This window comes from Arthrobacter sp. V1I7, assembly GCF_030817015.1.
GTDB lineage: Bacteria > Actinomycetota > Actinomycetes > Actinomycetales > Micrococcaceae > Arthrobacter.
In genome coordinates this window covers 1,710,475-1,736,176 of sequence record NZ_JAUSYS010000001.1, presented here as the reverse complement: position 1 = coordinate 1,736,176, position 25,702 = coordinate 1,710,475, and the positions used below count along the sequence as shown (strand labels likewise).

Sequence of the window (25,702 nt, the reverse complement as noted above, 5' to 3'; positions counted from 1 at the left end):
GCGCCGTCTTTGACGGCTGCTCGCTGATCGGCTTCCTGAAGCTGACATATCCATCGCTATCTCCTTGTCGCTGACAGGAGACCGGCTGCGTTGCGCTTAGTCCCGCCTTGAGTCAACGTAAGCGAAAAACCTTCGGTAAACCCTGCGTCCGCTGGTCCCTTGATAGCCCTAATGGGCCTGTATCTCTTAAGCACCCCCGCTGAGGTGGGTGGTCGGCGGATTTCTGGGACGGTCACCTGGACCTGGATGCGCTGGCCGTCGACGTCACCGAACACCTGGCCGACCTTCAGGAGTCCCGCGCCCGGGTGGAGCGCCTCACCTCCATACACGCCAGTGGTGGGAGCATCTCTACGACGATGACCCCTGATCCTGTCCCTGCCCGGCATGGGCCCGGCAAACGGTCCCTGCATCCGCGCCTACGTCGGCGACGGCTCCAGGTTCGACAGCGCCAAGAAAGCAGCCGACTACGTAGGCATTACCCCTCGAACTGGTCCTCCGGGACAATGAACCAGTCGCACCGCGCCATCAGCAAGGAAGGACCGCGCCGCAGCGCCTGGCCTTCTACCAGGCCGGCAGCGTCGCCCGGACCATGGACCCACGGCTGGCCGCGTTCCATCAGCGGCTCATGACCAACAGCACCCTCGCCCCGACATGCCCCCAGTAGTCCGGCTTGCTCCAGGCACGCGCCAAAAAGCCGCTGCCGAAACCACCCGATATAGCCCTGCGCTTCACACGTTCGGGCGGTCGACGCCGCAGGAGTTTCTCGTCAGGCCGCCATGGATGACGCCCCTGCGGATAGTGGGGTGTAGGTGGTGCCGTCGCAGAGCATGGCCCAGAGGACGTTCAGGCGTCGTCTGGCGAGGGAGAGGAGCGCCTGGATATGGGTTTTGCCCTCGTCGCGTTTGCGGTCGTAGTAGGCCCATGATGCGGGGCACCTCTTCAGCGCCGAAAGGCCGGAGAGGTAGAAGACGCGGAGCAGCCTTCGGTCGTAGCGCCGGGGGCGGTGGTGGTTGCCGGTGATCCTGCCCGAATCCCGGGGTGCGGGGGCGAGTCCGGCGACGCCGGCGAACCGGTCCGCCCTTTGAAAAACGGTGAGGTCCCCGCCGGTGGCGGCGAGAAACTCCGCGGCGAGGACGGGACCGAAGCCGAGCCTGTGAAGCTTCGTGTTGCCGGTGTTGGAGACCGGCTAACCATACAGGCCAGTGCTCAAATAACGGAGGCCGGAGTCGACAATAACCGTGGCCACGGTTGCTTCCGGCCCAAGCCGCTTAGCCGCTCGAAGAGCCGCAACAACGTTTCCCCCGGACGAGGTACCGGCGAAAATACCTTCCTCCCGGGCGAGCCGACGGGCCATATCAATCGCTTCCTCAGAGGACACTTGGTCGACCTCATCGACCTCCTGCGGTTCCCACAGCGGCGGGATAAAGCCGATACCGATCCCTTCTATGCGATGGGATCCTGTCGGCCCTCCCGACAGTACCGCCGACTCGGCTGGCTCCACAGCAATGACCTGAAGCCGTGGTTGATGGCTGCGAAGGGCGCGGGCCGCGCCGTGGATGGAGTGGGCGGTACCGACGGATTGGACAAGGGCATCTACCCGCCCGCCTGACTGCTGCCAGATTTCCTCACCCAAGGGCAGGTATCCATTGATGGCGTCATGGTTGTTGAGTTGGTCGCAGGGCCAGTGGCCCGGCTGGGTGCTCACTTCGCCCGCCCTGGCAATCATCGCTTTGATCAGCTTCTCGGTGATCCGTCCCTGGTCGCTGGGCACATCCTCCACTATTGCCCCGAAGGCCTCCATGGTGCGTCGTTTCTCGTTGCTGAAGGCGTCAGAGAAGACGACGTGAAGCTTGTACCCTTTTGCCGCACAGACGAGGGCCAGGGAGATGCCGGTTGTGCCTGCCGTGTATTCGACGACGGTGTCCCCCGGTCTTATCTCGCCACGTTCCGCAGCACCATTAATGGCTGCCAGCGCCATCCGGTCCTTCATGCTTCCGGTCGGATTCGCCCATTCCAGCTTGGCCAGTATTCGCGCCGATCCCGTAGGGACTATGCTTTGCAGCTCAACCAGGGGCGTAGAGCCAATTGCTGCGAGGACCCCGGGACCAAGGTCCTTTATGCCTTCCATGCCGTCGCCTTCTCGCCTTACGCAAGCATCTTGGTGGTATCCGGATAGTGCATACCGGTGAGGGAGCAAACATATCCCGTCAAGTCCGGTTTGCCCACTCAGTTTCCATCGCATCTCAATGGCCAATAAGCCAGCACGAATGACGCGTGTAGTCGGACTGTGACACTTCCGCTACGGGATCTGTGTCGGGATCGCAGGTACTACCGGTATCGACGAGTATTCTAAAGTAGCTTATTGCCTGGCCACTGTCAGGGCCCAAGCAAACGTGGGCATTCACACTGGGCGAAGACCTGGGCCCGCTTCAGGCAGATCGCGTACCTGATCGCCCAGCTCCTGCCCGCATGCGACTGAACGACGGCGTAGCCGGCAACACTAGGCCCGGCCGATCCCGCACCGTCCACCTCGGCGAGTCCCCAGAGCGTTTGCGAGCACTCCGGGGAAACCCCTGTCATTTGTGCAGCTGCTGATGCTACATAGTGATCAAAACGACGCTTCGACGACCTCGCGCCGGACCACAGCGTGTAAGGAGTCATGGTTGACATCGGCGAGCGCTTGGAGGTGCTCAAGGACTACCCGACTCCCCCACCGCGACACGCTCGAGCCGCTCCCCCGCCGCGAAAATCCCTTACAGAGGCTGGGACCTAGATTCGTGTATGCCCCGTCCGCAAAACTGTCGTTGCGCATCTTAACGCTGAACGGAACGCCGACGGCGGGCGCGGCGGTCTTCGCCGGTACACAGCCGCTGATGTGGCCGGTGCTGCTGCGGCCATCGCCGAGGCCACGGCCGCCGAGTCGGCATCTGGGGAAGGCTTGGAGCCGCCGGGGCAGGCGCCCATGGCGATGCCAAGCACCAAGACTCCGGCGGGGATGAGGAAGCGCTTCTTGAATAACGGCCGCGGCCGAGGCGCTGCAATCGCTGCTTCGAGGACGCCGCCATCTATGAATCCCAGTTCAACATTGAGGCCATTGCCGCGGGCCCGCGTCGCAGGACCATGTGGATCTCCGCGCCATCGTGGATGTTGTGGCCATCGCATGAGCGACAAAACCGACTACCAGCCACCCTGCTTCTTCAAAAGTAGTCAGCAATTCTTTGGTGTCGTCCCGGTCAGCGTCACCACGCTGACCGAGCCGGTACGCCCGGTACGCACCACGACGTTGATGACACTTTGGAAGTGCGAACCTGTCGAGAAGATGGAATCCATAATGGCAAGAGCGAGCCTGTGCGGATAGTCTTCAGCCGTAATCCAACGCGAATCGTCACCGAACATTGACCGGCACTCATTTGTCGGGGAGGCACCACCGGTGACCCTGACGGTATAAACGTGGACGACTTCCTGCCGGCCATCGAAGAGACATTGGATGTTGAGCCGGAGGCCGGAAGCCCGGCCTCGGGATCCGTGGCGCTCGGACAGAAGCATAGCCAAGGCGGGGTTGCCGATTTCCTGGGAGAGCCAGGTCATGGCACACCGGGGGCAGCCGCGTTGCCGAGGACCGCCCAGATTCGTTTCTTCAGTTGAGGTGCCCCATACGACAGCTAAAGCCCCCAAGGGGCGGCAGGACAGCAGTATCAAACTGAGAGCGGAACCGGATGCACCTCGTCCGCAGGGTGACCGGTGCGTTCGTGAATGCGCTTCACTGCGTCCGCGGAAGGCGCCTCGGACAGGCAGTAAACCACGCCAGCCTCAGGGTCAGCCCACGCACTCTTGAATACGACGTTTTCCTCGGCCTGAATAGCAAGGTCTGCCTCGTGAGCCGCTTTCAGGTCTTCCTTGGTAAGCCCCTTCATGTTGTGGTGAATGTCCATAAATTCCGCCATGATAACGCTCCTTAGCCGTGGCCGACGTGGGCCGTTGGAGGGATAATTCCGACGCTAGACTCGTGCCAGTGCGTCGTCAAGATGTCAGTACTAACAGGGTTCAGGGACATTTTTGTGGGTGGATGCGGCTTCGGCCTCTGGCAGACCGGTCAGGCTCTGAGGGGCCGAGCGCCGGGTGGCGAATAGCCCTCCGCCGCTCATCTATGCCCAAGAGTCCGGACGCCACGCAGATTTACTGCCGTCGGATGCCGGAGCTGCTGTGCATCAGTGAAAACCCGACCGACAGCGGCACAATCGAAGTTTGCCACTATGTCCGGGAAACCGGCCCGGCAACCCTGACCGGGCAACTGGCGGAAGATGTTGCCGCGGTCCGCCGCGCCATCGACATCGCTGCAGGCCGTGTCCCGCTGAAGGGACAACGTACGGGAACCTTCAGTGCAACATCGGCAACGTGGGCGGCAGCATCTAAAACTTCACGACCGCCGAACCCGCCCGAGTGTTCGTCCGCCGCATCATCGCCAACGTGCCGCCCCTGGACGCGGAGATCGTCGCCGTCGAACCCGAGACTGCCTTCTCAGAGCATCATGACCGGCCCGACAGCCCTAGCCGATCTGAAGGCATGGAGAGAGGAAACTTTCGCACCGTCATCGTAATGACCTCGATGGGCCGACGCGTTCGCGAGGAAATCCAAGGGCCATACAACCCCCACTATTCGCCCCTAACGACTGGCTGAAATCCTCTTGTAAGCAATATAGGGGTGATAATTCCGTGGCAAGCTGGAAATCGCTGGTGGACAACTCCGATGTTGTATCCGTAGCGAAAGTCGTTCGGGATGTTATCGGCGAATTTCAGGCGCTAGTATCCCTGTGGGTCTGCATGCGCCTGTCCCCGGCATATCGAGTCCCTGCGGGCAGCAACGAGTGAGGTCCTCAGTGAGCAATTACTGCAGCTCGTGACGTCTTGATTCCTATGACGGAAAATCCCGGCAATTCCTAAGTCAACGGGTCCTTTAATTGGGCTTGGACGATGAGGGCCATATTGAAATCAGCGATCAGATCCTGGCGCCGGGTTGAGCCTCCCCCATCTCCCAGGATGGTTCGTTCAGTCTGGACGTTCGGAAGGGGACCTCTTCTATTTCGACAAGCTCGGAGGTGACCTCAGCAAACTAAACATCGATGGGCTGCTTATGCTCGTTGGCCTCGAAATTCTTGCGGGCGCTATAGGTGTAGAACCGCATGTGTCAGCCCCTAAGCAGACGCGCGAACGTGAGGTTCGAGCCACAGCGGGGATTTCACGCGTCACGACAGACGTAACTTCGGCCTAAACGGTGGCCGCGTGACGCAGATCTGCCGGTGCGGCCGCCGTGAGTTCGTGGAGCAGCGCGGTCGATGGGGCTACCCATCCGAAGAGTGTCTCGATGGCGAGCAACGATGCCTCGTGGTTGGTGCGATCAGCCGCCGCGCCGATTGGCTCGGCGGTGCAGTCTTCCAGGAGAAGGCACCGGAAGTCCCGGAACATTGCGTCTCTAAGCGTCGACTCGACGCAGATGCTCGTCGTGCAACCCGTAAAGATGATGTCGCGGACCGCCTGACTCCGAAGCAACCCCTCCAGGCCGGTTTGGAAGAAGCCACTGAAGCGGTGCTTGTAAATGACGTGATCCTCCGGCGCCGGCGTCAACTCGTCGACGATGTCGGTGTTCCAGGTGTCGCGGACAAGCACACGACTGTGTGTGCCGTCTGGCGCCTCGACCGGTTCACCCACGCCCATGAACAGGTGACGCTGGCGGTTGGTGGCGTGATCTGGTCCGAGGTCGGAGAGATCGGACCGGAACCCCATCTTCAGATAAACGATCGGGATTCCTGCCTGGCGCGCCGCGCCCACGACGCGAACGATTGGCTCGACTACGGCTCGGATCGGGGCGATGTCGATGCCGGCCCGGTCGAACATGCCACCCGCCGACCCGAAGTCGTTCTGCATGTCGACGACAATCACCGCCGCGTGGCTGAGATCGAGACCGAAGGGCCCAGGCCGAGCCGCGACCGTCGCCGTATCCTGAGGTGCCATGTGCTCCCCCTGTGACGAGGACGCTCCCAGCGCCCGCCGCGAGAGTAGGAAGAATTTCCGCTGTGTCAGCAGTTTAAGACTCTCTTCCTAGTGAGGCAACAGGGACGCCGCAGGCTCAGCGGCCAAGCTCGGTGGAGAGCCGATGCTTGCCGGGGATGTTTAGGGCAGACTGGTGGCGTGAACGGAATCCGGTGGGTGCTGCACGTCGATCTCGACCAGTTCATCGCGGCGGTCGAAGTGCTCCGGCGGCCGGAGCTTGCGGGCAGGCCGATCATTGTCGGCGGTCGGGGCGACCCCACGGAACGAGCTGTGGTGTCGACCGCATCCTACGAAGCCAGGGCGTTCGGCGTGGGTTCCGGAATGCCCTTACGCATTGCGGCCCGGAAAGTGCCCGACGCCGTGATCCTGCCCGTCGACCAGGAGGCTTACCTCGCAGCGTCTGAAACGGTGATGGCTACCCTGCGCGTGCAGCCCGGCGCCACCGTGCAGGTGCTGGGTTGGGATGAAGCCTTTGTAGGCACCGAGACTGAGAATCCGGAAGCCTACGCCCGGCAGGTGCAGGCCGCTGTCCTGGAGCGAACGCAGCTGCATTGCAGCGTGGGCATCGGCGACACGCTGGTCCGGGCCAAGGTCGCCACCGGTTTCGGCAAGCCGGCCGGCGTCTTCCGTCTCACGGCCGGGAACTGGCTCGACGTCATGGGCAGTCGGCCCACCAAGGACCTGTGGGGTGTCGGAACCAAAGTGTCGGGCCGGCTGACCAAACTCGGCATCAACACCGTCGCCGAGCTCGCCGCGTCCGACCCCCAGGACCTGGTCCCGGAGTTCGGCCCCAAGATGGGTCCTTGGTACGCGGAGCTCGGACGCGGGGACGGCGCCAGCGTTGTGGACGACACCCCATGGGTTGCCCGCGGGCATAGCCGCGAGACCACCTTCCAGCGGGACCTGACCGAGCCCGTCCAGGTAGACGACGCCGTAAGGGAGCTGACAGCGCGTGTCCTTGAGGATGTTGTGGCCGAAGGACGGCCCGTGGTCGGCCTGACCCTCAAAGTCCGGTACGCGCCGTTCCTCACCAAGACCCACGCGAGGAAGATTCCGGAGACATTCGACCGGAACCAAATCCTCGCGCGGGCCTTGGACCTCACAGCCGGAATCGAAGCGGGCCGTCCGATCCGACTCCTAGGCCTGCGGGCCGAAATGGCAATGCCCGACGATGCCCGAAAGGGACACACGCCGACGCGCGGCGGCTGGTGAAAAACACTCGAGGCCTACGCCCACACCAACTGGGGCGTGCCTCCCATATCGGGTAGTACCTGGGTATAGGGTCGGGCGGTATGGCGCTGCGACTTGTTCAGGTGAATTTCAAGGCTCGGGATGACTTAGCGCTCGGCCGGTTTTGGGCGGAGGCGCTCGGCTGGGGTGTGTCCAGCGAGGGACCCGGTGTGACCAATGTTGAACCCGTGGGCCTCGTCTGGCCGGACCCCGTCGCCGTCTGCGTCGATGTCGTCACCGTCCCGGACCCCGAGACAGTGAGATACCGCGCGCACCTCGATCTCGCGACCACCTCTGCGGTCCATCAGGCAGAGCTGGTCGCACGGTTGAAGGAGCTCGGTGCGACGCCCGCCGACGTGGGCCAGGGTGATGTGCCGTGGACGGTCATGGCCGACCCGGAGGGCAACCTGTTCCGTGTGCTGGAGCCACGATCGATCTACCGGGACACCGGGCCGATCGCCGCGGTGGTGGTCAGATGTGCGGATCCGCGGGCCATGGCCCGGTTCTGGAGCGAGGCGATGGACTGGACCCTGCACGAGGTGACCGACGATCATGCGAGGCTGCGTTCGGCCAAGGGTGCCGGCCCGTATCTGGAGTTCCTTCGCACGCCCGCCGCGAAGACCGTGTGGGGCCGTGTCCATCTCGACCTGAGGCCGTACCCCGGTCATGATCAAGCGGCAGAGGCGGCCCGGCTGCGGGCTCTGGGCGCCACGGACGCCGACGTCGGCCAGGGCGATGTGCCATGGGTGTGCCTCGCCGACTCGGAGGGCAACGAGTTCTGCGTCCTCACCCCGGGCTGACGCAGAGCCTCGGCTCCTAAACGCGCGTCCAGGCTATGCAGACGCAGCGGATGTAGGCGGCGCGGTAGGGAATGGCGAGCTTGCCTAGCCCAGACGTGAAAAACTTCAGCACGGTTGATCAAACCGAGGGGCGCCTTGCCCGTTAATGTTCTGGACCCGGCGGGTAACCCGATCACGAGCATCACCAGCAGGCCTCGCTGGACCAGGGGTTGGAACCCGGCGCTGCCTGACCTGTGGCTGTTAGCGGAAAATGGCGGTTAGAGCACAGCCCAAAGTGGCGGTTCCGGCGGCAGGCCTCGGGCTTCCCTCACCGGACCGGCTGGGTTTGGCCTGGCGCTATAGCCTCACTCCCACCCTGTGCACCGCCGCTGGTACGCTCGGCGTGTCACCAGTTCGCAAGGAGCTGAGCATGCGGGAGCAAAACGACGTCGTTGTCATCGGCGCCGGCCAGGCCGGGCTCGCGATGAGCAGCGTCTTGCGGCAGCAAGGGCGCGAGCACGTCGTCTTGGAGCGTCGACGAATCGGCGAACGCTGGCGCGCCGAAAGATGGGATTCGTTGCGCTTTCAGTTCCCGAACTGGACGCTCCAACTGCCGGGCTACACGTACCGGGGAAACGATCCCGAGCGGTTCGCACACTACAGCGAGATCCTTCGTGTGGTGGAGGACTACGCGGTGAGCACCGGGGCCCCGGTGCGTGAGCACACCGAAGCTCTCGCCCTCACTGGACGCGGCATGGGCGAGGGCTTCGAAGTGTCCCTGGCCGAAGGTTCCATCCACGCGCAACGCGTAGTGATCGCAACGGGACCGTTTCAGCGTGCACGCATCCCCGAGCTCGCGCGTGACGTTTCACCTTCGGTGCTGCAGATCGACCCCACGCGTTACCGATCTCCAGAGGCGCTGTCGGCGGGCGCCGTGCTCGTAGTGGGCAGCGGCGCCTCAGGCTGTCAGATCGCCGACGAACTGCTACACGCCGGGCGCCGCGTGTACCTGTCGGTAAGCCGGCATCGGCGCGCCCCGAGACGCTTCAGGGGCAGGGATGTCTACTGGTGGCTGGAGGCACTGGGCCGCTTTGCGCAGACAATAGACAGCTTTCCCGCTCGTCAATATCCGCCTTCCACGGTCGTCACCGGCGTGAACGGCGGATACGACGTCAACGTCCGGCAACTCGCCGCGGACGGCGTCAGGGTCATCGGCAGGGTCATCGGCGCATCTGGCCGAAACCTCGCTGTCCAGGCCAATGCGAACCAAGTGCTCGATGAGGCCGACCAGGCCTACACCGGTTTCCTGTCGGCAGCACGCCAGTTCATCAGCAGCAACGGGATCGAAGGGCAGCTCGACCAGGACGAGCCGGAGGAACCGATCCATCTCCCCGCCGTGGAAGAGGTCCACTCGCTGGATCTTGCAAGGGAAGGCATTAACACGATCATCTGGGCGACCGGCTATGCCTACGACTTCGACTGGGTCAAGATCCCGGTGTTCGACGACCACGGTCGGCCCATCCAACAGCGCGGCGTCACTCCAGTCCCTGGGTTGTACTTCCTCGGGCTGCACTGGATGCACACCTTCAAATCGGGCCTGCTCTCAGGTGTCGGCGCGGACGCAGAATTTCTCGCCGATCACATGGCTAGAGGCTAAGACAGATGACCCGCCAGCACAGTCCAGCCCGCTGATTTACCGGACCGCATCGGCGATCCGCTCTACCAAGCCTTCGTCGCCACAGGGCTGTGGCCGCCGACGGAACTGAACGCCGTGCCTAGGTCCAAGAAGTTGGTCGTGCCGCAAGACGATCGATGAAGGACAGTACGGCCGGGTGGGCGGGATTGATGAGATGGCCGCCCGGCACCAGCACCGACTCGGTGAAAGGTAACGCCCCCGCCAAGCGGGCGTTCACGAGCCGGCAGGCTTCCAGCGAGTCCTCCGCGGTGACGATCAGAGCGGGACGGCGTATCCCTGCGAGTTCGTCCTCGCTAAGCTCGACCGGGTCCTGGGCAAGGTCCAGTCCGTGGCCCCTCATCTCGGCCAGGACCGCCGGACCGGTGGCGGCAAACATGTCCTGGAGCTCGCTGGGGAAGGAATCCCAGACTTCATCCCCCAGTGCGTCCCGAACCAATGCCTCCGCAAGCATTGAAGGGTCCACCGCGGCCTGCCTCAGGAGCCTCCGGCGCGCGTCAGCCGCCCAGGCGTTGGCCTTCGGGTCGATCGTGAACAGGGCGGGCTCCAGGAGGACCAGGGCCTTCACCTTGTCCGGAAAGCGGCGGGCGAGCTCGAGGGCAATCTGGCCGCCCGTGCTCCGTCCGATCACCACTGCGGGCCCGGCATGAAGGGCGGCAAGGAGGGCGGCTGCATCGTCCACATGGTGGATTAGATCCATGGTCTTGAACGGTTCGGGGGGCGCGCTGCGGTAAAAGCCCCTGCGGTCGTAGATGATGCACCGGCCGTGCTTGGCGAGTTCAAGGGCGGCGTCGGCCCACATGGCGGCGGAGCTGGGCGTTCCGTGGATGCCGAGGATCGGCACCCCTTCGCCGTGTTCTTCGTAATAGAGGTCGACGCCGTTGACGCTCACTCTGGGCATGCCCCCAGCCTAGAACTCCTGAATCTTTCCGTACAGGCCGATGGAGGCCGACGACCTCGGCTGACCTGGTTCGATTCCAGCCCGCTGGTGCAGCCACCTACTGACCCATAAGGATGCGGCACAGCTCTCGAGCACCCCGCACTGACGCAAGCGTGATTGCATGGAGCCATGACTGTGGCTCCTCCCGACTCTGTCACTCAGGATCTCCGAACGCTCCCGAGCATCCCGCCCCGAAGACCGCCCTCACCGGGCACCTCAACGCCCACGACCTGCTCGGCGTCATGGACCTCGGGGCGCCCGAGACCGAGTACGACGCGGAGATGGAGGACTTTGCCCGGCTGATTGCCGAGCGCGAGACCATCACCCCGGATGTTGTGGCCACGGTCTGGCACAGGTGGTTCGGGAACAGTGCCGGGGAGGCCGCGGGCGAGCCGGAGCCGCCTACGCCGGCCATGGAAGCCCTGGCGGCTGATTTTCAGGCGGTCGCGGAACACTTCACGCAAACGGCATAGCCCGTCCGGCTATTTTGGGGCGGGGGGACTTGCAGGCGATCCCGTCGCCGTCGGAATCCAGTTGTTTCGTGTAGCCGGGTTCGCCTTCCTTGAAGGGGCCCTGGCCGCCGGCCCACACGTCGTTGCAGCTCGTGTAACGAAGCGTCCGTTCCGGGACGGGTGTCGCCCTGGCGGTCCCGGGTTTCGTGGAAGCAGTCGCTGTGGCCGACGGTTCCGGCTCGGATGCGGTCGTTGTCACTGGGGCTGCTCCGCGGACTGTCCCGTCCGGGATCACGGAGAGGACGGCGCCGGCGGTCATGCCCAGGATGAGGAGCCCTCCCGCAGTCCATGCCAGGGGGCTGACCCTGCTGCGCCTAGTTGTCGGGGTTGCGAGCTCTGAGTCGTTCTGGTCGATGATAGGCACTCTCCAGTCCATGCGTAGAAGGCCGGGCAACGGCGGCTGACGGTCGCCTTGGTAGCCGTCGTAAGACAGTGCAACCAGCGGCACAAAGCGTCAAGCCTGTCAGGCCGGTAGAGTCAGCGCAAAGCACCGACCGGAATGGGGAGAACCGATGAGGCTTGAAGGCTGGCATGTCATGGTGTTTCTGGCGATGCTGCTGCTGGCCGTCGCCGTCGTCGTTGCAGTGACTCTCGTCGTCCTCTGGACGGTGCGCCTAGTAAGGAAGCGGCAATCCGGCGGCGGCCACGGCCTTCCACCGAACTAGATCATAATGATCGACGGGGACGATTCCGTGACTGTCTCGAGGCGGGGCCCCTGCCCCGAATGAGGAGTGGTACTGATGTACCGGGGCGGGCTCCCCGGGCAGCGCATCGCGGAGCTAGTCGGCGTTTCTGCCTCAACACTGAACCATCACCTGCGCCTCGCGCGCGCCGCGGACCCGGAGCTGCGGCCTGCCCACGAGGAGGCCGTCAGAGCGACTCCTTCCAGCGTGACGGCGGCCGCCTGGAACGGATGCAGGAGCTCGTGAACATGATCCAGGATACGGGGCGCTACCGTCCCGGAACGCGGCCAGCACCTCGGAACGGACCCTGGCCGTATGGCTTCAGCACCGCCGGGCCGACGCCGGGCCGGCCGACTGGCCCCGGCCGTCCGCGAGGGCCTGGCGGTGCCTGACTGGGAAGGGAAACCGCGCGTCCAGGCGGACGAGCAACGGTGGTGGGAGCGGCTGGCCGCGCTGAAAGCGTACCTGGCCGCCGGGAACGACTGGCCGCGGCACAAGGTGACCGTGACCGGCGAGGAACACGAGCTCGGCGTCTGGCTGCACGGCCAGCGGATCAAGCAGCGCCGCAGCCAACTCGACCCCTACAAGACAGCGGCCCTGGACGCCACCGTGCCGGGGTGGCGCGTCGGCAGGAAGCGCGGCCGGCGGCCCGCGGCAGCTGCGTGGCCTGGGCGTCCTACTGCTGCCGCTGAGCTCTTCCGTCATGGGATGGGGAAGTTTTTTTCAGCCGGCCGTTGCTCCATCCGATGAGCACCCCTGTCAGGAGGAGTGTCATCGCCATGTAGCCGGCGGCCAGATAACCGAGCTTTGACCCCGGGGCGACGGTGCTCCCCTCGGGGAACCGCGCCGCGTAGTCCTTTGGACCACCGAAGGCTTCTTCGGGGCGCGCGCCTGTGTCCTGCAGGTGGCTCTGGAGTTCCCGGAGCACATCGGCGACCTTGTCTTCGCTGAGCTTGCGCTTTCGCAGTTCACGACACTTCCTTATGCTGGTTCCGCCGAACCGAGAACAGATACACAGGAGCGGCAAGGAGTTGCCCTGCCACAGACCCGGCACATGCCCCTGGTTCATCGCCCATAATCGGGGATTAAAAAGTTCGTGAATAGATGCAAAACCGTTTCATTATCGTCTCCGAATCTTGCTTGTTTGCCGTCATCTGGGCAGCACAAACTGAACGCATCACACCGCACCTGAACGGGGGCGGAGGTGACACGCAACTACTGGCCATGGGGCCATCACGTCCAGTGGACGTCTTCACTCGCAATCCCTTGAGCAAGCAGGATGTAAATGAGCATCAATTTCCGGGCACCGTGGGGACGGCTGCCCAAGCATTCCGGACCCGGAAACGGGATCCTCGCCCGCGGGACCATGTCCCAAACGCTGCCGAATCCCGCGCGGCCAAAGCGCCGGCGCATCATGGCGAAGGTGCCTGCCCTGCTGGCGGCCCTGGCGCTGACCGCAGGACTGGGACTTGTTGTGCCCGGCACCGCCTCTGCGGCCTCCTTCTGCGGAATCACTTGGGGTTCGCTGGCCAAGTCGACCGCGACGCTGGCGTTGGGTCCAAGCCAGGACCCGATCACCAATATCCGCTCCGGGCGCCACGCCTGCTTCGACCGCCTGGTGGTGGACGTCAACGGCGAGGCCCCCAGATACACCGTGCGCTATGTCAGGGCCGTGACACAGCACGGGTCCGGCTTTACCCTTCCGCTGCGGGGCGGCGCGTTCATCGATGTGACAGTCATGGCACCGGCCCATGACCAGAACTACAACCCGACCTACACCCCGGCGAACCGGGACGAAGCGGTGAACGTTGCCGGCTTCCAGACCTTCCGCCAGGTGGCCTTCGCCGGCACCTACGAGTCTGTAACGCAGATCGGGCTGGGCGTCCGCGCACGGCTGCCGTTCCGGGTATTCACGCTGGCCGGCCCGGGCAACGGGTCTCGGCTGGTGATCGATGTAGCACATCGCTGGTGACGCCTGAGACTAGACAGCCCAGCAGGGGTGCTGAAGAACGACGGCGGCCGCGCCGGGTTCCGCATAGTGGGCGGGCTGTTAGGGCGCGCACCAAGGCAGCTGGTTTAAGGGTGGGGGTTGCGGGATCCGCAGCCCCCACTTTCCCGTATAACCATGGGGGCGGCTACTCCCTTTGGCCAAGGAACTGAGACGCCGACGTCATACAGGGTGAGCTTTGCATTCATAGCTACGTTTCCAGCCAGCGACTCCGCCGATGGACGTGAACCCATCGCATCCGCAGCTGGGCGGTGGCCCGGCTCAGCCCTTCAGGGACGCGGCGAATTCAGCGTCGATCGTCACCGCGAGCGAGATCTGCCGGGAGGCGACGTCGTCCGGGTCTTCCGGCTCCGGGGCGCACTTCTCGGCGGCGAACTCCGGTGATGCGGCCAGCTCGTCCGGGTCAGCGCCGAACGGCAGCGACCCGAGGTAGGCGGGGGGTAGCGTTTCCGCCAGCCGTTGTGGAATTCGAGCCTTCGGTGAAGGCGATGGTGTCGGCCTCCGAACCGAAGATCCGCAGCTCGAGGGTTTCGCCGGCCGGGGTGGTGGCGGTGCTGCGGGACAGGGGTCGTAGACGATGGTGTCGATGCCAGTCAGATCCAGCTGTGCAGGGTCGGGGGCGAGGGGATGTGGATGGGAGGGGCCGCGTTCAGGGAAGGGCCTTCGGGGCGGGTGACGGCGGTGAATGTGCCGTCGCCGATGGGCGGGTGCTTGGCGTATCAAAGCTCTGGTTGGTCATACCTGGTGTGTGCGGCGCACAGGCAGAAACGGCCGCTACAGGTGCTGAGGTCCAGGCCGTACCCATTGTTATGCAGCAGGCCTGAAGTTAGCATTGGTTCCGACACGAGGAGGTGCGTGGTGCTCGACGAGCCGGACCTCATGCACGCCCTGCGGCGGCACTGGGAGTACTCAGGCAAGGACGAGGACGTCTCCCACGAGATTTACCACGATGACGCGGTGCTGGAGTTTCCTCAATCTGGCGAACGGTTCGAAGGCGTGGAGAACTTCCGCGAATGGCGACGGCAGTATCCGGCGAGGCTCAAGTTCCACACTCGACGCATCACTCATCGTGCCGACCTGGTCGTCGTAGAGAACCTGATCAGCTACGACAGCGCCCCATGGATGTACAGCGTCAACCTGTTGGAGTTCAGGGGCGACCGGGTGGCGCACGAGCGGATCTACATCATGGATGGCTGGGAGGCCGCCGAGTGGCGCACCCCCTGGCGCGCCGAACGGTCCGCAGACCCGCCGCCTCCACCTCCCTAGCCCGACAGCTGTACCCGCAAAGGGCTGCCCTGGTTACAGCGGAAACTCAGGCATCGGCGTACTGCGGCTGCGGGGCCATGGCGTTGCCGGTGGTGTGAACGTCATCGGCGTCGATGTCGGCGTCGTAGACTTCGCGGAGCCGGCTGTCGATGGTCCGGGTGTGCACCCTCGTGGGGCCACCGCAGACAGCGCCAGCACCGCTGCCATGACGGCTTCCCACCACTCGAGCTTGAACACTCCGGTGGTCCGGAAGCGGATGCTGCCGAGCAGAAATCCACAGGCCGCAGACGTGGCGAGAGTGATCATGAAGAATCCCGGGTGGATGTGGACCGGCCAGGAGCCGGGGCGGGAAGGAAGCTTCATCCTCCTCATGTTTCCGGCAGCCGGAGCCCCTTCTCCCGCATGCCCTTCCGTCGGACTTGCATCTGCGCTTTGAATAGGGTGTGACTACTCCTCCCGCCGGTTCGGCACTGCCCATCGTCTGCACCAGCCGACGCCCGACTGCCACCCCGCCCCACCCTCTCGGCACGCTCCTCATCACCGGCGCCGCAGGGACGGTCGGGACCATCGCCGCGGCAGCACTCCAGGGCCGGTTTCGACTCGTCTCCCTCGATTTGAAGCCGCCGGCTGAACCGGAACTCTTCGATGTCATCATCGGCAGCGTGGCCGACCGCGACCTGGTCTTCTCTGCCACAGCGCGGGCCGACCACGTCCTGCACCTCGCCGGCGGCGCCCCGAAAGGCTGGGACGGACTCCTGGACGCGGAGCTGGGCGGTACCCGCAACGTCATCGATGGGGCCCTCGAATCAGGATGCGTGCGGGTCGTCCTCGCCTCCAGCAACCATGTCTCCGGATGGCATGAACTGGACCAGCTGGCCGGCGCAGCCCTGTCCCAGGCGGCTCCGTCGGATCCACTGCGTCCGGACGGCCTGTACGCGGCCAGCAAGGCGTTCGTCGAAGCCCTGGGCCGCTCGGCGGCCGAGTGCTCCGGCCTGCCGGTGTCAGTGTTGCGGATCGGGACCATGCGCGTGGTCGATGATCCCCGAGCCTTGGCCGGCAGCCGGGCCTTCCGCTACATCGGAAGCCCGGAGCAGGTGGTCGCCCGGATGGAGCGCACCTGGCTGTACCACGAGGACTTCCGCCGGATCCTGCTTGAAGAGTTTGCCGCCAAGGAAACGTTCAGGCTCCGGTACGCCGTCTCCGGCACCAACTCCCCCTGGTCTACCGAGATCCTCAGCTGGACTCGGCAGCTGCTCCGGCAAAGGTAGCCTGTTCCTGATCACCAGGCGCGGACGAGAGGAGCCGGGAGGCCTGGTGAAGAAGGCCCGAAGTACTGAAATTGCGAAGAGCCGTGCAGTCTACGAGGCGCTGCACGCGTGCCGGACCGAATACAAGGCAGGGCTCGCCGAGAAAGACCCGGACCTCAATGCCCCTGCCGCAGCCAAACTCAGCGGGTCCAACCCGCGCAACGGATCCCTCGTCGGCCACACCGTCTGACCGCTCGCTGGCCACACCGCGAGGCCACCGGCGAGCACGGCAGCCAAACCAAGCGGCCATGGAAGGAGTGGTTCCCATGCGAATGCCAGAATCATGGCCGGTAGCGCGGACACCAGCCCCACACCCGCCCACTGGGGCAGTCGCCCCCTGAGGAGGGCCTCCACGCCGAGCATGAACACTCCAATAAGAACGGTGAACAAGCCCGCCAGCAGAGCCAGCCACGCAGCCGTCTGCGACCGCGGCCGTCATGCCCGCAGCTCTGTCACTGCTCACGACGTCCTTCCCGGAAGGGTCGCTGCGGGACAAGGCACTGGGCCTGAACGGACTACTGGTTCGCGGAAGCTGCAGAGGCACGGCTGGGAAGCGAACTTGAATTCGCTGCCCTGGAGTCCGCCCTGGCCTCCGCCGGGCATCTCCCGTCCCACGTGTATGTGGCGCTGAAACTGTCCCCGGCCACCTGCCTGGATCCCCTGCTGCCGGGGTTGCTGGAGGAATCCCTGCTCGCCCCGGACCGCATGGTCCTCGAACTCCCCGAAGCCCTGACTGAAGAGCAGCCCGTAGCCCTTATCGCCGCCCTGACACCCCTGCGACAGCGCGGAGTCCGGCTCGCGATCGACCATACCGGTTCGTACTTCAACTCGATCCGCCACATCAGGCAACTCAAACCCGACATCATCAAGCTGGATCGCAACCTCATCGCCGGAATCGACACGGACCCCCTCCGCCGCGCCTTAGGCGAGGCCATGGTCGGCTTCGCCGAGCAGCTCGGAGCAGCGCTTATCGCCCGAGGCATCGAAACACTCGATGAACTGGCAACTGTCGCCGGTCTCGGCGCGACAGCCGCGCAAGGCTACTTCCTCGGCCGACCCACCACACGGCCCCAGGACTGGGCCGGCTGGAAACACCCGGATCCTGCCAAAACCGGACCCGAAACTTCTTCCCCACTTGCTTCGATCTGGTTCTGACCGCCAGCCCTGGCCTCGGCCAGCGTCGCATCTCCGGTGCGCAGGAGTGCGGCGGCGGATGCCTGCAGCGGTCCGGTATGCCGTGTCCAGGGCCGCTTCCGCCGTCGCGATCACTGCCGCCAGTGCCCGCAACCGCTCAAGTTCGGAATTCATCAGGAATCGCCGTCCTTTCGCTGGACCTCGCGGGGCCGGGAGGGACAGGACGTCTGCCCCTCCGGGTGCACCCGGAGTCGGACCCGGAACTGCAGGTACAGGGGGACGAGGCCACCATGAAGGCCTGGCCCCCTGTTTAGGCCATCTGGGGTTGTGTTGGCGGCTGCCCCCGGCAGTGCCGGGGGCAGCCTTACCCGAAGGTGCGGTCGCTTGCTGCCGGTGCGCTGTCTGGCGCTGTGGCGTGCACAGAATGGCGAATCGCCCCAAATGGCAGTCGGCAAAGCGTCCGGACCTCCCGGCCCTGCGGGGGAACTAAGCGGCGACCTGGTGCTGTCCCCCCTGGGTTTCGATCTCGATCTTGCGCGGCTTGGCCTTCTCGATGACCGGAATGCGTAAGGTCAGAACACCGCCGGCGTAGGTTGCCTTCACGTTCTCAGCATCCAGGGTGTCCCCGAGGATCAACTGGCGGCTAAACACACCGCGCGGCCGCTCCGACGCGATCAATTCGGTATCCTTGCCTGCCGGATCGGGACGTTCAGCCCGTACCGTCAGGACATTCCGTTCCACATCCAGTTCAACTGAATCCACATTCACGCCGGGCAGATCAAAGGCCACCACGAATTCCTGGTCCTCCTGCCACGCGTCCATCGGCATCGCTGCCGGCCGCGCTGCCGTGCCGAGGACCTGCTGGGCCAGCCTGTCCAGCTCGCGGAACGGATCGGTTCGCATCAACATGGCTTCCCTCCTCGAAATGAGACAGTCCAACACATTTCCACCATCAGCCGATCTGTATTGGCTGATATAGATTTTTTAGCACCGGCGGGAAGAGTCTTCAAGGGTTTGGAAAGGTTTTTTTGCCTATTTCCGGCGTCAGGAGCCCTGGACGGAGGTCCGGCAGCCGTCCGGATGCGCCGCGCGTGGGGTATCTTTCCGAAATTCTGCCAAGGCTCGTTGCCAGAGGGAACGCATCCGGGGAAACGCGCTGCACAGGTGAGGTCGGGGGCTACGGTCGGCGGTCGGCGTGCGGTAGCCCGTCCGTGGTCGATGCGGACAGGCTCGAACGCGCCCTCACTAGGCGTTTCGGCGGCTGCCCAAGTCACAGAATGGTCAGGAATCGGCAGGGGATATTTGAATGCATATGTGGTTTCCCCTGTCATCGACAGCTGGCCCCGATGACCCTGACTGACCCGTCGAGGGTGCTCGCAGGCGTCTGGAGGTCCCGTCTACGGCTACCGTGGCAGCAATCAGGGCCCGTCTGCTGATCCTCCGGTATATTTGGCTTCGCTGTCTTCAGCCGGATCATCCTCCTCCGGCTCGAAGTTCGATTTTTCGGGCGTCGTCGCGGCCCGACGCCGTCCTTCGACTTCGGTATGGCGCTTCCGTCTTCCGGGGAACCGCTATCGTCCGGGTCCTGCTCCGCAGGAGCTGCTCGGTCCTTGTTTATGGGCGTCCCTTCTCGCGGTCCGATGGCACACATCAGCCGCCATTCCTTGCAATCTAGGCCTGCCTTGGTGTGCACGTGATGCCGAAAACCTGCCAAATCGGCCAAATAAGCCAAAACGGTTTATCATCCCTGCGACGACGACTCTAGGGCCGCGCAAACCTTTTGCGTCAAGACCGGGAAACAATCCCAATGTGGCCCTTGACACGCCCGAGCGATTAATCCTAGGGTGTTGCCAAGTCGTTTTGGCAAAACGATTATTCACCCCACAGACCGTCTCGCCATTCCGTTCGAGAGAAAGTGAGTCGACAGCGATGTCCACTCGAAAGACCATCAACAGGTTCGCCACCATCGGCGGCATCTGCACCGCCGTCGCACTTGCCGCCACCGGCTGCGGCGCAGGGGGCCCGACCACCTCGGGTAGCGCCGCCAGCACCGTCAACGTCCTGGTGGAGGCCGGCGGACACGCCGAGCTGACAGGCGTGGCCGAGCAGTGCAAGAAAGACGCGGGAATCGACGTCAACTTCGTCGAACTGCCCTATGACGGCATGTTCAACCGGCTCTCCAGCGAGTTCTCCTCCGGCAACGTCTCCTTCGACGTCGCTGCACTGGACTCCGTGTGGCTGCCCAGCTTCAAGGACGCCATCCAGCCCATCGACGATCTCTTCACCGACGAGGCCAAGAAAGACATTTTCCCGGCCCTCGTCAAGGAAGCCAACGTGGACGGCCACTTCATCGGCATGCCCGCCTGGACCAATGCCGAAATCATCCTCTACCGCACGGATCTCTTTGAAGACGCCGCGAACAAGGCCGGCTTCAAGGCAAAGTACGGCTACGACCTCGCGGCACCCACCACCTGGCAGCAGTACAAGGACATCTCCGAGTTCTTTACCAAGGACGGCATGTACGGAACCGACGTCAAGGGCGGCGTCGAGACCGAATGGCTGGCCCACGTGCTCCAGGCCGGTTCCCCGATGGTCCTGGACGAAAACAACAACGTAGTCATCGACAACGCGGCCCACAAGGAAGCACTGGACTTCTACACCAGTCTGACCAGCTATGCGCCTCCGGGTGCCGCCCAGGTGGACTGGGCCGCTGCCCAGAACCTGTTCAACCAGGGCAAAACCGCCATGACCCGCTTCTGGGCCCACGCCTACCGCCAGATCCCCAAGGACGCACCGGTTGCCGGCAAAGTGGGCGCGGCCCCGATGATCGGCGGCAGCGCAGGCGTGGCAGGCGTTCCGGGTCCCTGGTACCTCTCAGTCCCCAAGGCCACCAAGAACACGGACAACGCCAAAAAGTTCGTCAAGTGCGCCTACGACTACAACAGCATGGGCATCGAGTCCAGCCTGGGCCTCGCCTCGCGCATCTCGGCATTCGAGAAGTACCAGGACAAGGACGGGTACGAGAGCTTCGGCCCGCTGATCAAGACGCTCAACGGTGCCGCCACTGCCACCCGGCCGGCAACGGAAAAGTGGCAGCAGATCGTGGACACCGTCCTGGTGCCCCTCCTCCAGAAGGCCGTGGCCGGCGGGGACTCCGCAGCCCTCCTGGCTGACGCCAAGAAGCAGATCCAGGACCTCCTCAAGTAAGACTCCGCGGCCGGCACCTGCCCAACCGGTGCCGGCCGCGGCCCCAACAAACAGAAGAGAAAACCGTGCGCATCTCCGATCGCCGCTTCGCAACGTATCTGATGGCCCCGGCAGCATTGTTCCTCGCCATCTTCGTCGCCTACCCGCTGTTCCGCCTGGTGGCCGACAGCTTCTTCAAGATCTCGCCCATCGCCGGCGGACCCCGCGACTTCGTGGGTCTGGACAACTACTTCCGGGCCTTCGCTTCCGAGGCGTTTATGGGCGCCGGCTGGCGGACCCTCGCCTACACCCTGGTGGTGGTCACCCTCGAATTCGCCCTCGGGCTGGGCATGGCCCTGCTCTTCACCATGCTGGGCCGCAACTCCCAGATCTGGCGGACCGTGTTCCTGTACCCGCTCATGATTGCGCCGATCGTGGCAGGCCTGCTGTGGAAGTTCCTCATGATCGACAACTTCGGCCTGATCGGGACGCTCATGCACCAGGCCGGGATGCTGGCCAACCCCAACCAGATCGGCTGGCTGTCCGACCCCAACATCGTGCTGTTCTCGGTGGCCATTCCGGACATCTGGCTCACCACGTCGTTTATGTGCCTGGTGCTCTTCGCGGGCCTGCAGAACATCCCCGGTGACCTCATCGAGGCGGCCCGCCTGGACGGCGCCCGTGCACCCGCCATGCTGTTCCGGATCATCCTGCCCCTCCTGCGGCCGGTCATCGCCGTCGCGCTGGTGGTCCGCGGCATCGACGCAGCCCGCGCCTTCGACACCATCCTCATCCAGACCAACGGCGGACCCCAGTCCGCCTCCGAAACCATGAGCCTGCTGATTTACCGCACCATGATCCGCTTCGGCGATCCCGGACTGGCAAGCGCCATGGGCACCATTTATCTGCTGGCCATGCTCGCCGTCGCCTTCTTCGCCGTTTCCACCATCTGGCGGCCAGGAAAGGACAACTGATGAGCCTCGCAGACCCCCGCCTTCAAGGTCCAGCCGCAACGGAGACCACCATGCCAACCTCAACAGTGACTTCCCCAGTCAGCACCAAGGCGTCGGACGGCAACGGCGCGCGCCGCCGCCGCTACCACGCGGAGGGCCTTGAGGCAGGCAAGCGCAGCACCAGGACGCTGCTCTGGATCCTCCTCGCGGCGGCCATGATCCTCTACGGCTTCCCGTTCCTCTACCTGCTTTTCACGTCGTTCAAGACACCGATCGACACCATCGCCGTCCCGCCCACCATCCTGCCCAGGGAATGGACCCTGGAGAACTACACCAACGCCCTGGGACGCAGCGGGGTGCTGGCCTCCTTCATCAACAGCGCGCAGACGGCCATCATCAGCACGGTCCTGTCCCTCGTGCTGGCGGTTCCGGCCGCGTACGGCATCACCCGGTACAAAACACCCAGCGGCCGCGTTTTCATCATGGCGGCCCTGGTCACCCGCATGGTGCCGCCGGTGGCCATCGGCATCCCCCTCGCATCGATGATGTCGGCAGCGGGACTTGCCGACACTCCGATTGCCCTGTCCATCGCCCACACCACAATCTCGCTGCCGCTTTCCATCTGGCTGATGTCCAGTTTCTTCGAAGCCGTGCCGCAGGACCTGGAGGAAGCGGCCACCGTGGACGGTTGCAGCAGGCTCGGAGCCCTGTGGCGCGTGGTCATCCCCGTGGTGTCCGGCGGCATCGCGGTCACGGCGATCTTCGCCTTCCTCGCCTCCTGGAACGAATTCCTGTTCGCCCTCCTGATGACCGCCGTCCGGTCCCAGACCACCCCAGTGGTGATCGCAAACTTCCAGACCCAGTTCGGCCTGGACTGGGGATCCATGACGGCACTTGCCGCCGTGTACTCCATCCCGGTCATCCTCCTCACCCTTCTCTTGCAGCGCAAGATCGTCGCAGGCATGACGCTCGGCGCCGTCAAGGGCTAGACCACCAACAACGAAACGAACAACACCCCGCACGGGAAAATCGAAAGGTACGCAATGGAACATGGAATTTTGGCAGCCAATTAGCCCGCTCAACGGCCTGGCACAAGGGCAACGACTATTCCTCGGCAGCCTACTGGTACCAGACCGGCAAGCACGCGCACCACGAAGAGCTGCCTCCGGTCGAGGAACGGCTTCCTCGCCGCTGGCCCGAACACGGCCTCTGGGACGAGTAAACCCGGCCCCTCAAGAGCAACACCAACCATAAGAACGTGGGAGACAGATGAGCAACAAGAACATCGGCATTAAGGACGTGGCCGTCGCCGCCGGCGTCTCCGTGACAACTGTCTCCCACGTACTCAACGAGGTTTCCTACGCCCGAATCAGCCCCGAAACCAGAGACAAGGTCAGGACCATTTCGGAGCAACTAGGCTATGGCCCCAACCGCCTTGCCCAGGCCCTTCGCACCCAGAGGACCGGCATGCTAGGTCTGGTCAGCGAGGATATCGCCACCACGCCCCACGCCGGCCGGATCATCCTCGGTGCTGACGAGGCCGCCAGAGCCCGGGGGTACAACCTCATGATCATCAACACCTCCGGCTCGGCCAGCCTCGAATCCCGGCAGGCCGACGTCGAGAACCTCCTGGAGCGCCGGGTGGACGGAATCCTCTACGCCACCATGTACCACCGCAACGTGGAGCTGCCGGCCAACCTCGGCAGTGTGCCCTCCGTCCTGGTCGATTCGGTGGCCACCGGTGGAAACATCACAGCCGTGATTCCGGACGAAGAAGGTGGTGCACGCGCCGCCGTGGGCGCGCTCCTCGAAGCGGGCCACACCCGGGTGGGCTTCATCAACAACACCGATGATGTCCCCGCAACCCGTCAGCGGCTCCAGGCGTTCCGGGCCACGCTGACCGAAGCAGGGCTCGACGGCGACGCGGCACCTGTCGAGTCCGAGGTCTCCGAGGTGCAAGGCGGCTATGAAGCGGCCCGGCGGATCCTGGCACGCGAGGACCCGCCCACCGGCTTGTTCTGTTACAACGACCGGATGGCGATGGGAGCCTACCGCGCCGCTGCGGAGTTGGGACTCACCATCCCCGCTGACCTTTCAGTCGTCGGCTTCGATGACCAGGAACTGATCGCCGCCAACCTTCACCCGGGCCTCACCACCGTGGCCCTGCCTCACTACGAGATGGGTGCTTGGGCCGCCGAGCACCTGATTGACGCCGTCGAGGGAAAGACCGACCTTACCCTCATGGCACTTCACCCGACCATTCTGAGCTGCCCCCTGGTGCGCCGCGATTCCATCACGGCGCCCCGGCAATAGGCAGCCAGCCCCTTCCACTTCCCAAGAGGAACGCCAGACATGTCCAGTTGCCTTGATGCCGCACGCCAGGAAACAGCCACGGCCGGAACCTCCGGGTTCCGGCCTGCCATCCACTTCACGGCAAGGGATACCTGGCTGAACGATCCCAATGGCCTGGTTTTCCACGACGGCCTGTACCACCTCTTCTTCCAGAACAACCCGTACGGCAACGTCTGGGGCAACATGTCCTGGGGCCACGCCACCTCCCGTGATTTGCTGCACTGGACGGAACACCCTGTTGCCATTGCCTGCGACGAGACAGAGGACATCTTCTCAGGGAGTGTCGTAGTCGACCACGGCAGCACGTCCGGTTTCGGCACGGCGGACGCACCTGCCCTCGTAGCCATTTACACCAGTGCCTACAAAGCCGCGTCCGAACACAGCGGCACGCAGGCCCAGTCTCTGGCCTACAGCACAGATGCAGGAATGACGTGGCGAAAATACCAAGGAAACCCTGTCCTCAGCAGAAACTCCGCGAACTTCCGCGATCCCAAAGTCTTCCGCTATCAAGGGGACCAAGGTGCCTGCTGGGTCATGATCGCCGTCGAAGCGCAGCACCAAAAGGTGGTCTTCTATCGTTCGGAAGACCTCAAATCCTGGGACTTTCTGAGCAACTTCGGCCCGGCCAACGCCGACGCCGGCGAATGGGAGTGCCCCGATCTCTTTCCCCTGGCGGTGGACGGGGACCCGGACAACATCAAATGGGTACTGATCGTAAACATTAACCCCGGCGCAGTGGCAGGAGGTTCCGGCGGCCAGTACTTCATCGGGCACTTCGATGGCGCACGGTTCCTCCCGGACGCCGGTTCACTCGCTGCGCCAGCAGGACTGGCCTCCCTCCCCGACCCCGAGGCGGGCCCTGCAGCCTTGCAGCAATGCCTGTGGCTGGACTGGGGACGCGACTGCTACGCCTCCGTATCCTTTAGCAACACCCCGGATGACCGGCGTATCATCATCGGCTGGATGAACAACTGGGACTACGCCAACGAGCTGCCCACCGCCCCCTGGCGGTCCTCGATGACCCTCGCCCGCGAAGTGCGCCTCACAGCAGTCAACGGCTCCGCCCGTCTGATCCAGCAACCGGTCCTGGCGGACCCCTGCGCAGGAGAAGAGCTGGCTACTGCCAAGGACCAAATGAACGCAGACACCTTTGAGCTGCGAAATTCAGCCCTCCGATTGCCGGATGCGGTACCAGGTAGCGCCCAAATCATCGAGGCGGAGATACTGCCCGGAAGCGCCGAACGTTTTGTTTTCCGACTCTTCGGAAGCAGTGACGGGAGCAAGGGCACCATTCTTAGCTACAACACAACCAGCGCCCAACTCATCCTTGACCGCAGACAATCAGGAAACACCTGCTTCCACGGGAAATTCGCTTCGGTCGAGTCAGCACCAGTTGACCTTGAAAACGGTGTGCTCAAATTACTCATCGTCGTGGACCGCTGCTCGGTCGAAGTATTCGTCCAGGGCGGCAAGGTCGTCCTGACTGATCTCATCTTCCCCGAAACCGAAAACCGGGAGAACTGGCTATCGGCTGAGGGAGGCGCGGCAACAATACTGAAGCTCGCGGTCTCAACACTCACCTAACCGCAGGCTGGAGGTAACGGCGGAGGGA

26 protein-coding genes and 1 pseudogene are annotated in these 25,702 nt (G+C 64.1%); 17 read left to right on the top strand and 10 right to left on the bottom strand.

What is annotated here, in order from left to right:
• The first annotated feature begins 384 nt into the window (after nt 1-384).
• On the top strand, nt 385-507 hold the full coding sequence (locus QFZ69_RS23295; RefSeq protein ID WP_373461831.1) for a transposase: 123 nt from the start codon (nt 385-387) through the stop codon (nt 505-507).
• Here QFZ69_RS23295 and QFZ69_RS08125 read toward each other — a convergent pair.
• The 6 genes and pseudogenes from QFZ69_RS08125 to QFZ69_RS08100 all read right to left on the bottom strand — a co-directional run bounded on the left by QFZ69_RS08125 (nt 476) and on the right by QFZ69_RS08100 (nt 6,008).
• Nucleotides 476-616, bottom strand: coding sequence for a hypothetical protein (locus QFZ69_RS08125; protein WP_306917128.1), 141 nt, complete (start codon nt 614-616; stop codon nt 476-478). The genes QFZ69_RS23295 and QFZ69_RS08125 overlap by 32 nt on opposite strands.
• A 150-nt stretch (nt 617-766) precedes the next feature.
• Nucleotides 767-1,147: pseudogene (locus QFZ69_RS08120) on the bottom strand (transposase); the annotation flags it as partial.
• Between the two features lie 39 nt (nt 1,148-1,186).
• Nucleotides 1,187-2,128: a PLP-dependent cysteine synthase family protein gene (locus tag QFZ69_RS08115; RefSeq protein WP_306917125.1), complete on the bottom strand. Its 942-nt coding sequence runs from the start codon at nt 2,126-2,128 to the stop codon at nt 1,187-1,189.
• A gap of 1,079 nt (nt 2,129-3,207) precedes the next feature.
• On the bottom strand, nt 3,208-3,588 hold the full coding sequence (locus tag QFZ69_RS08110; RefSeq protein WP_306917123.1) for a hypothetical protein: 381 nt from the start codon (nt 3,586-3,588) through the stop codon (nt 3,208-3,210).
• Nucleotides 3,589-3,695: 107 nt separating this feature from the next.
• Nucleotides 3,696-3,944, bottom strand: coding sequence for an SCO4226 family nickel-binding protein (locus QFZ69_RS08105; RefSeq protein WP_306917121.1), 249 nt, complete (start codon nt 3,942-3,944; stop codon nt 3,696-3,698).
• 1,320 nt (nt 3,945-5,264) lie between these two features.
• Nucleotides 5,265-6,008 carry a cysteine hydrolase family protein gene (locus QFZ69_RS08100; RefSeq protein WP_306917119.1) on the bottom strand — a complete coding sequence of 248 codons (744 nt, stop codon included), beginning with the start codon at nt 6,006-6,008 and terminating at the stop codon, nt 5,265-5,267.
• Nucleotides 6,009-6,203: 195 nt separating this feature from the next.
• On the opposite strand from QFZ69_RS08100, the gene QFZ69_RS08095 reads away from it, so the two are divergent.
• The 3 genes from QFZ69_RS08095 to QFZ69_RS08085 all read left to right on the top strand — a co-directional run bounded on the left by QFZ69_RS08095 (nt 6,204) and on the right by QFZ69_RS08085 (nt 9,713).
• A complete protein-coding gene (locus QFZ69_RS08095) occupies nt 6,204-7,259 on the top strand; it encodes a DNA polymerase IV (protein ID WP_306919635.1) in 1,056 nt (351 codons plus the stop codon).
• 80 nt (nt 7,260-7,339) lie between these two features.
• A complete protein-coding gene (locus QFZ69_RS08090) occupies nt 7,340-8,077 on the top strand; it encodes a VOC family protein (protein WP_306917118.1) in 738 nt (245 codons plus the stop codon).
• A gap of 409 nt (nt 8,078-8,486) precedes the next feature.
• A complete protein-coding gene (locus QFZ69_RS08085; RefSeq protein ID WP_306917116.1) occupies nt 8,487-9,713 on the top strand; it encodes an NAD(P)-binding domain-containing protein in 1,227 nt (408 codons plus the stop codon).
• Between the two features lie 118 nt (nt 9,714-9,831).
• On the opposite strand, the gene QFZ69_RS08080 is transcribed toward QFZ69_RS08085, so the two are convergent.
• Nucleotides 9,832-10,650 (bottom strand): alpha/beta fold hydrolase, encoded by an 819-nt coding sequence (locus QFZ69_RS08080; RefSeq protein ID WP_306917114.1) that lies wholly within the window; start codon nt 10,648-10,650, stop codon nt 9,832-9,834.
• A 152-nt stretch (nt 10,651-10,802) separates the two neighbouring features.
• Between QFZ69_RS08080 and QFZ69_RS08075 the strand changes: the two genes are divergently transcribed.
• Nucleotides 10,803-11,162: a hypothetical protein gene (locus QFZ69_RS08075; RefSeq protein ID WP_306917112.1), complete on the top strand. Its 360-nt coding sequence runs from the start codon at nt 10,803-10,805 to the stop codon at nt 11,160-11,162.
• Here QFZ69_RS08075 and QFZ69_RS08070 read toward each other — a convergent pair.
• Complete coding sequence (locus QFZ69_RS08070; RefSeq protein ID WP_307000027.1) at nt 11,146-11,565, bottom strand: excalibur calcium-binding domain-containing protein; 420 nt, start codon at nt 11,563-11,565, stop codon at nt 11,146-11,148. The genes QFZ69_RS08075 and QFZ69_RS08070 overlap by 17 nt on opposite strands.
• Before the next feature lie 148 nt (nt 11,566-11,713).
• On the opposite strand from QFZ69_RS08070, the gene QFZ69_RS08065 reads away from it, so the two are divergent.
• The 4 genes from QFZ69_RS08065 to QFZ69_RS08050 all read left to right on the top strand — a co-directional run bounded on the left by QFZ69_RS08065 (nt 11,714) and on the right by QFZ69_RS08050 (nt 15,158).
• Nucleotides 11,714-11,866: a hypothetical protein gene (locus QFZ69_RS08065; RefSeq protein ID WP_306917109.1), complete on the top strand. Its 153-nt coding sequence runs from the start codon at nt 11,714-11,716 to the stop codon at nt 11,864-11,866.
• A 333-nt stretch (nt 11,867-12,199) separates the two neighbouring features.
• Complete coding sequence (locus tag QFZ69_RS08060) at nt 12,200-12,634, top strand: helicase associated domain-containing protein (RefSeq protein ID WP_306917107.1); 435 nt, start codon at nt 12,200-12,202, stop codon at nt 12,632-12,634.
• Between the two features lie 535 nt (nt 12,635-13,169).
• Nucleotides 13,170-13,856, top strand: a complete 687-nt coding sequence (locus tag QFZ69_RS08055) for a hypothetical protein (RefSeq protein WP_306917105.1) — start codon at nt 13,170-13,172, stop codon at nt 13,854-13,856.
• A gap of 891 nt (nt 13,857-14,747) precedes the next feature.
• Nucleotides 14,748-15,158 carry a nuclear transport factor 2 family protein gene (locus QFZ69_RS08050; protein ID WP_306917103.1) on the top strand — a complete coding sequence of 137 codons (411 nt, stop codon included), beginning with the start codon at nt 14,748-14,750 and terminating at the stop codon, nt 15,156-15,158.
• 46 nt (nt 15,159-15,204) lie between these two features.
• On the opposite strand, the gene QFZ69_RS08045 is transcribed toward QFZ69_RS08050, so the two are convergent.
• On the bottom strand, nt 15,205-15,378 hold the full coding sequence (locus QFZ69_RS08045) for a hypothetical protein (RefSeq protein WP_306917100.1): 174 nt from the start codon (nt 15,376-15,378) through the stop codon (nt 15,205-15,207).
• A 223-nt stretch (nt 15,379-15,601) separates the two neighbouring features.
• Here QFZ69_RS08045 and QFZ69_RS08040 point away from each other — a divergent pair, with 223 nt between their 5' ends.
• From QFZ69_RS08040 to QFZ69_RS08030, 3 genes are all read left to right on the top strand, one after another.
• A complete protein-coding gene (locus QFZ69_RS08040; protein ID WP_306917098.1) occupies nt 15,602-16,426 on the top strand; it encodes an NAD(P)-dependent oxidoreductase in 825 nt (274 codons plus the stop codon).
• A gap of 46 nt (nt 16,427-16,472) precedes the next feature.
• Complete coding sequence (locus tag QFZ69_RS08035; RefSeq protein WP_306917096.1) at nt 16,473-16,655, top strand: hypothetical protein; 183 nt, start codon at nt 16,473-16,475, stop codon at nt 16,653-16,655.
• A gap of 356 nt (nt 16,656-17,011) precedes the next feature.
• The gene (locus QFZ69_RS08030) at nt 17,012-17,620 is read left to right on the top strand and encodes an EAL domain-containing protein (RefSeq protein ID WP_306919634.1); all 609 of its coding nucleotides are present in this window, start codon (nt 17,012-17,014) and stop codon (nt 17,618-17,620) included.
• Between the two features lie 465 nt (nt 17,621-18,085).
• Here the strand turns inward: QFZ69_RS08030 and QFZ69_RS08025 are convergent, their stop codons facing one another.
• On the bottom strand, nt 18,086-18,508 hold the full coding sequence (locus tag QFZ69_RS08025) for an Hsp20/alpha crystallin family protein (RefSeq protein ID WP_306917094.1): 423 nt from the start codon (nt 18,506-18,508) through the stop codon (nt 18,086-18,088).
• A gap of 1,020 nt (nt 18,509-19,528) precedes the next feature.
• Between QFZ69_RS08025 and QFZ69_RS08020 the strand changes: the two genes are divergently transcribed.
• From QFZ69_RS08020 to QFZ69_RS08000, 5 genes are all read left to right on the top strand, one after another.
• The gene (locus QFZ69_RS08020; RefSeq protein ID WP_306917092.1) at nt 19,529-20,806 is read left to right on the top strand and encodes an ABC transporter substrate-binding protein; all 1,278 of its coding nucleotides are present in this window, start codon (nt 19,529-19,531) and stop codon (nt 20,804-20,806) included.
• A 65-nt stretch (nt 20,807-20,871) separates the two neighbouring features.
• Complete coding sequence (locus QFZ69_RS08015) at nt 20,872-21,759, top strand: carbohydrate ABC transporter permease (RefSeq protein ID WP_306917091.1); 888 nt, start codon at nt 20,872-20,874, stop codon at nt 21,757-21,759.
• A 50-nt stretch (nt 21,760-21,809) separates the two neighbouring features.
• Complete coding sequence (locus QFZ69_RS08010) at nt 21,810-22,727, top strand: carbohydrate ABC transporter permease (RefSeq protein WP_306917090.1); 918 nt, start codon at nt 21,810-21,812, stop codon at nt 22,725-22,727.
• Nucleotides 22,728-23,007: 280 nt separating this feature from the next.
• Complete coding sequence (locus QFZ69_RS08005; protein WP_306917089.1) at nt 23,008-24,051, top strand: LacI family DNA-binding transcriptional regulator; 1,044 nt, start codon at nt 23,008-23,010, stop codon at nt 24,049-24,051.
• Between the two features lie 39 nt (nt 24,052-24,090).
• Nucleotides 24,091-25,674 (top strand): glycoside hydrolase family 32 protein, encoded by a 1,584-nt coding sequence (locus QFZ69_RS08000; RefSeq protein WP_306917086.1) that lies wholly within the window; start codon nt 24,091-24,093, stop codon nt 25,672-25,674.
• Nucleotides 25,675-25,702: the final 28 nt, after the last annotated feature.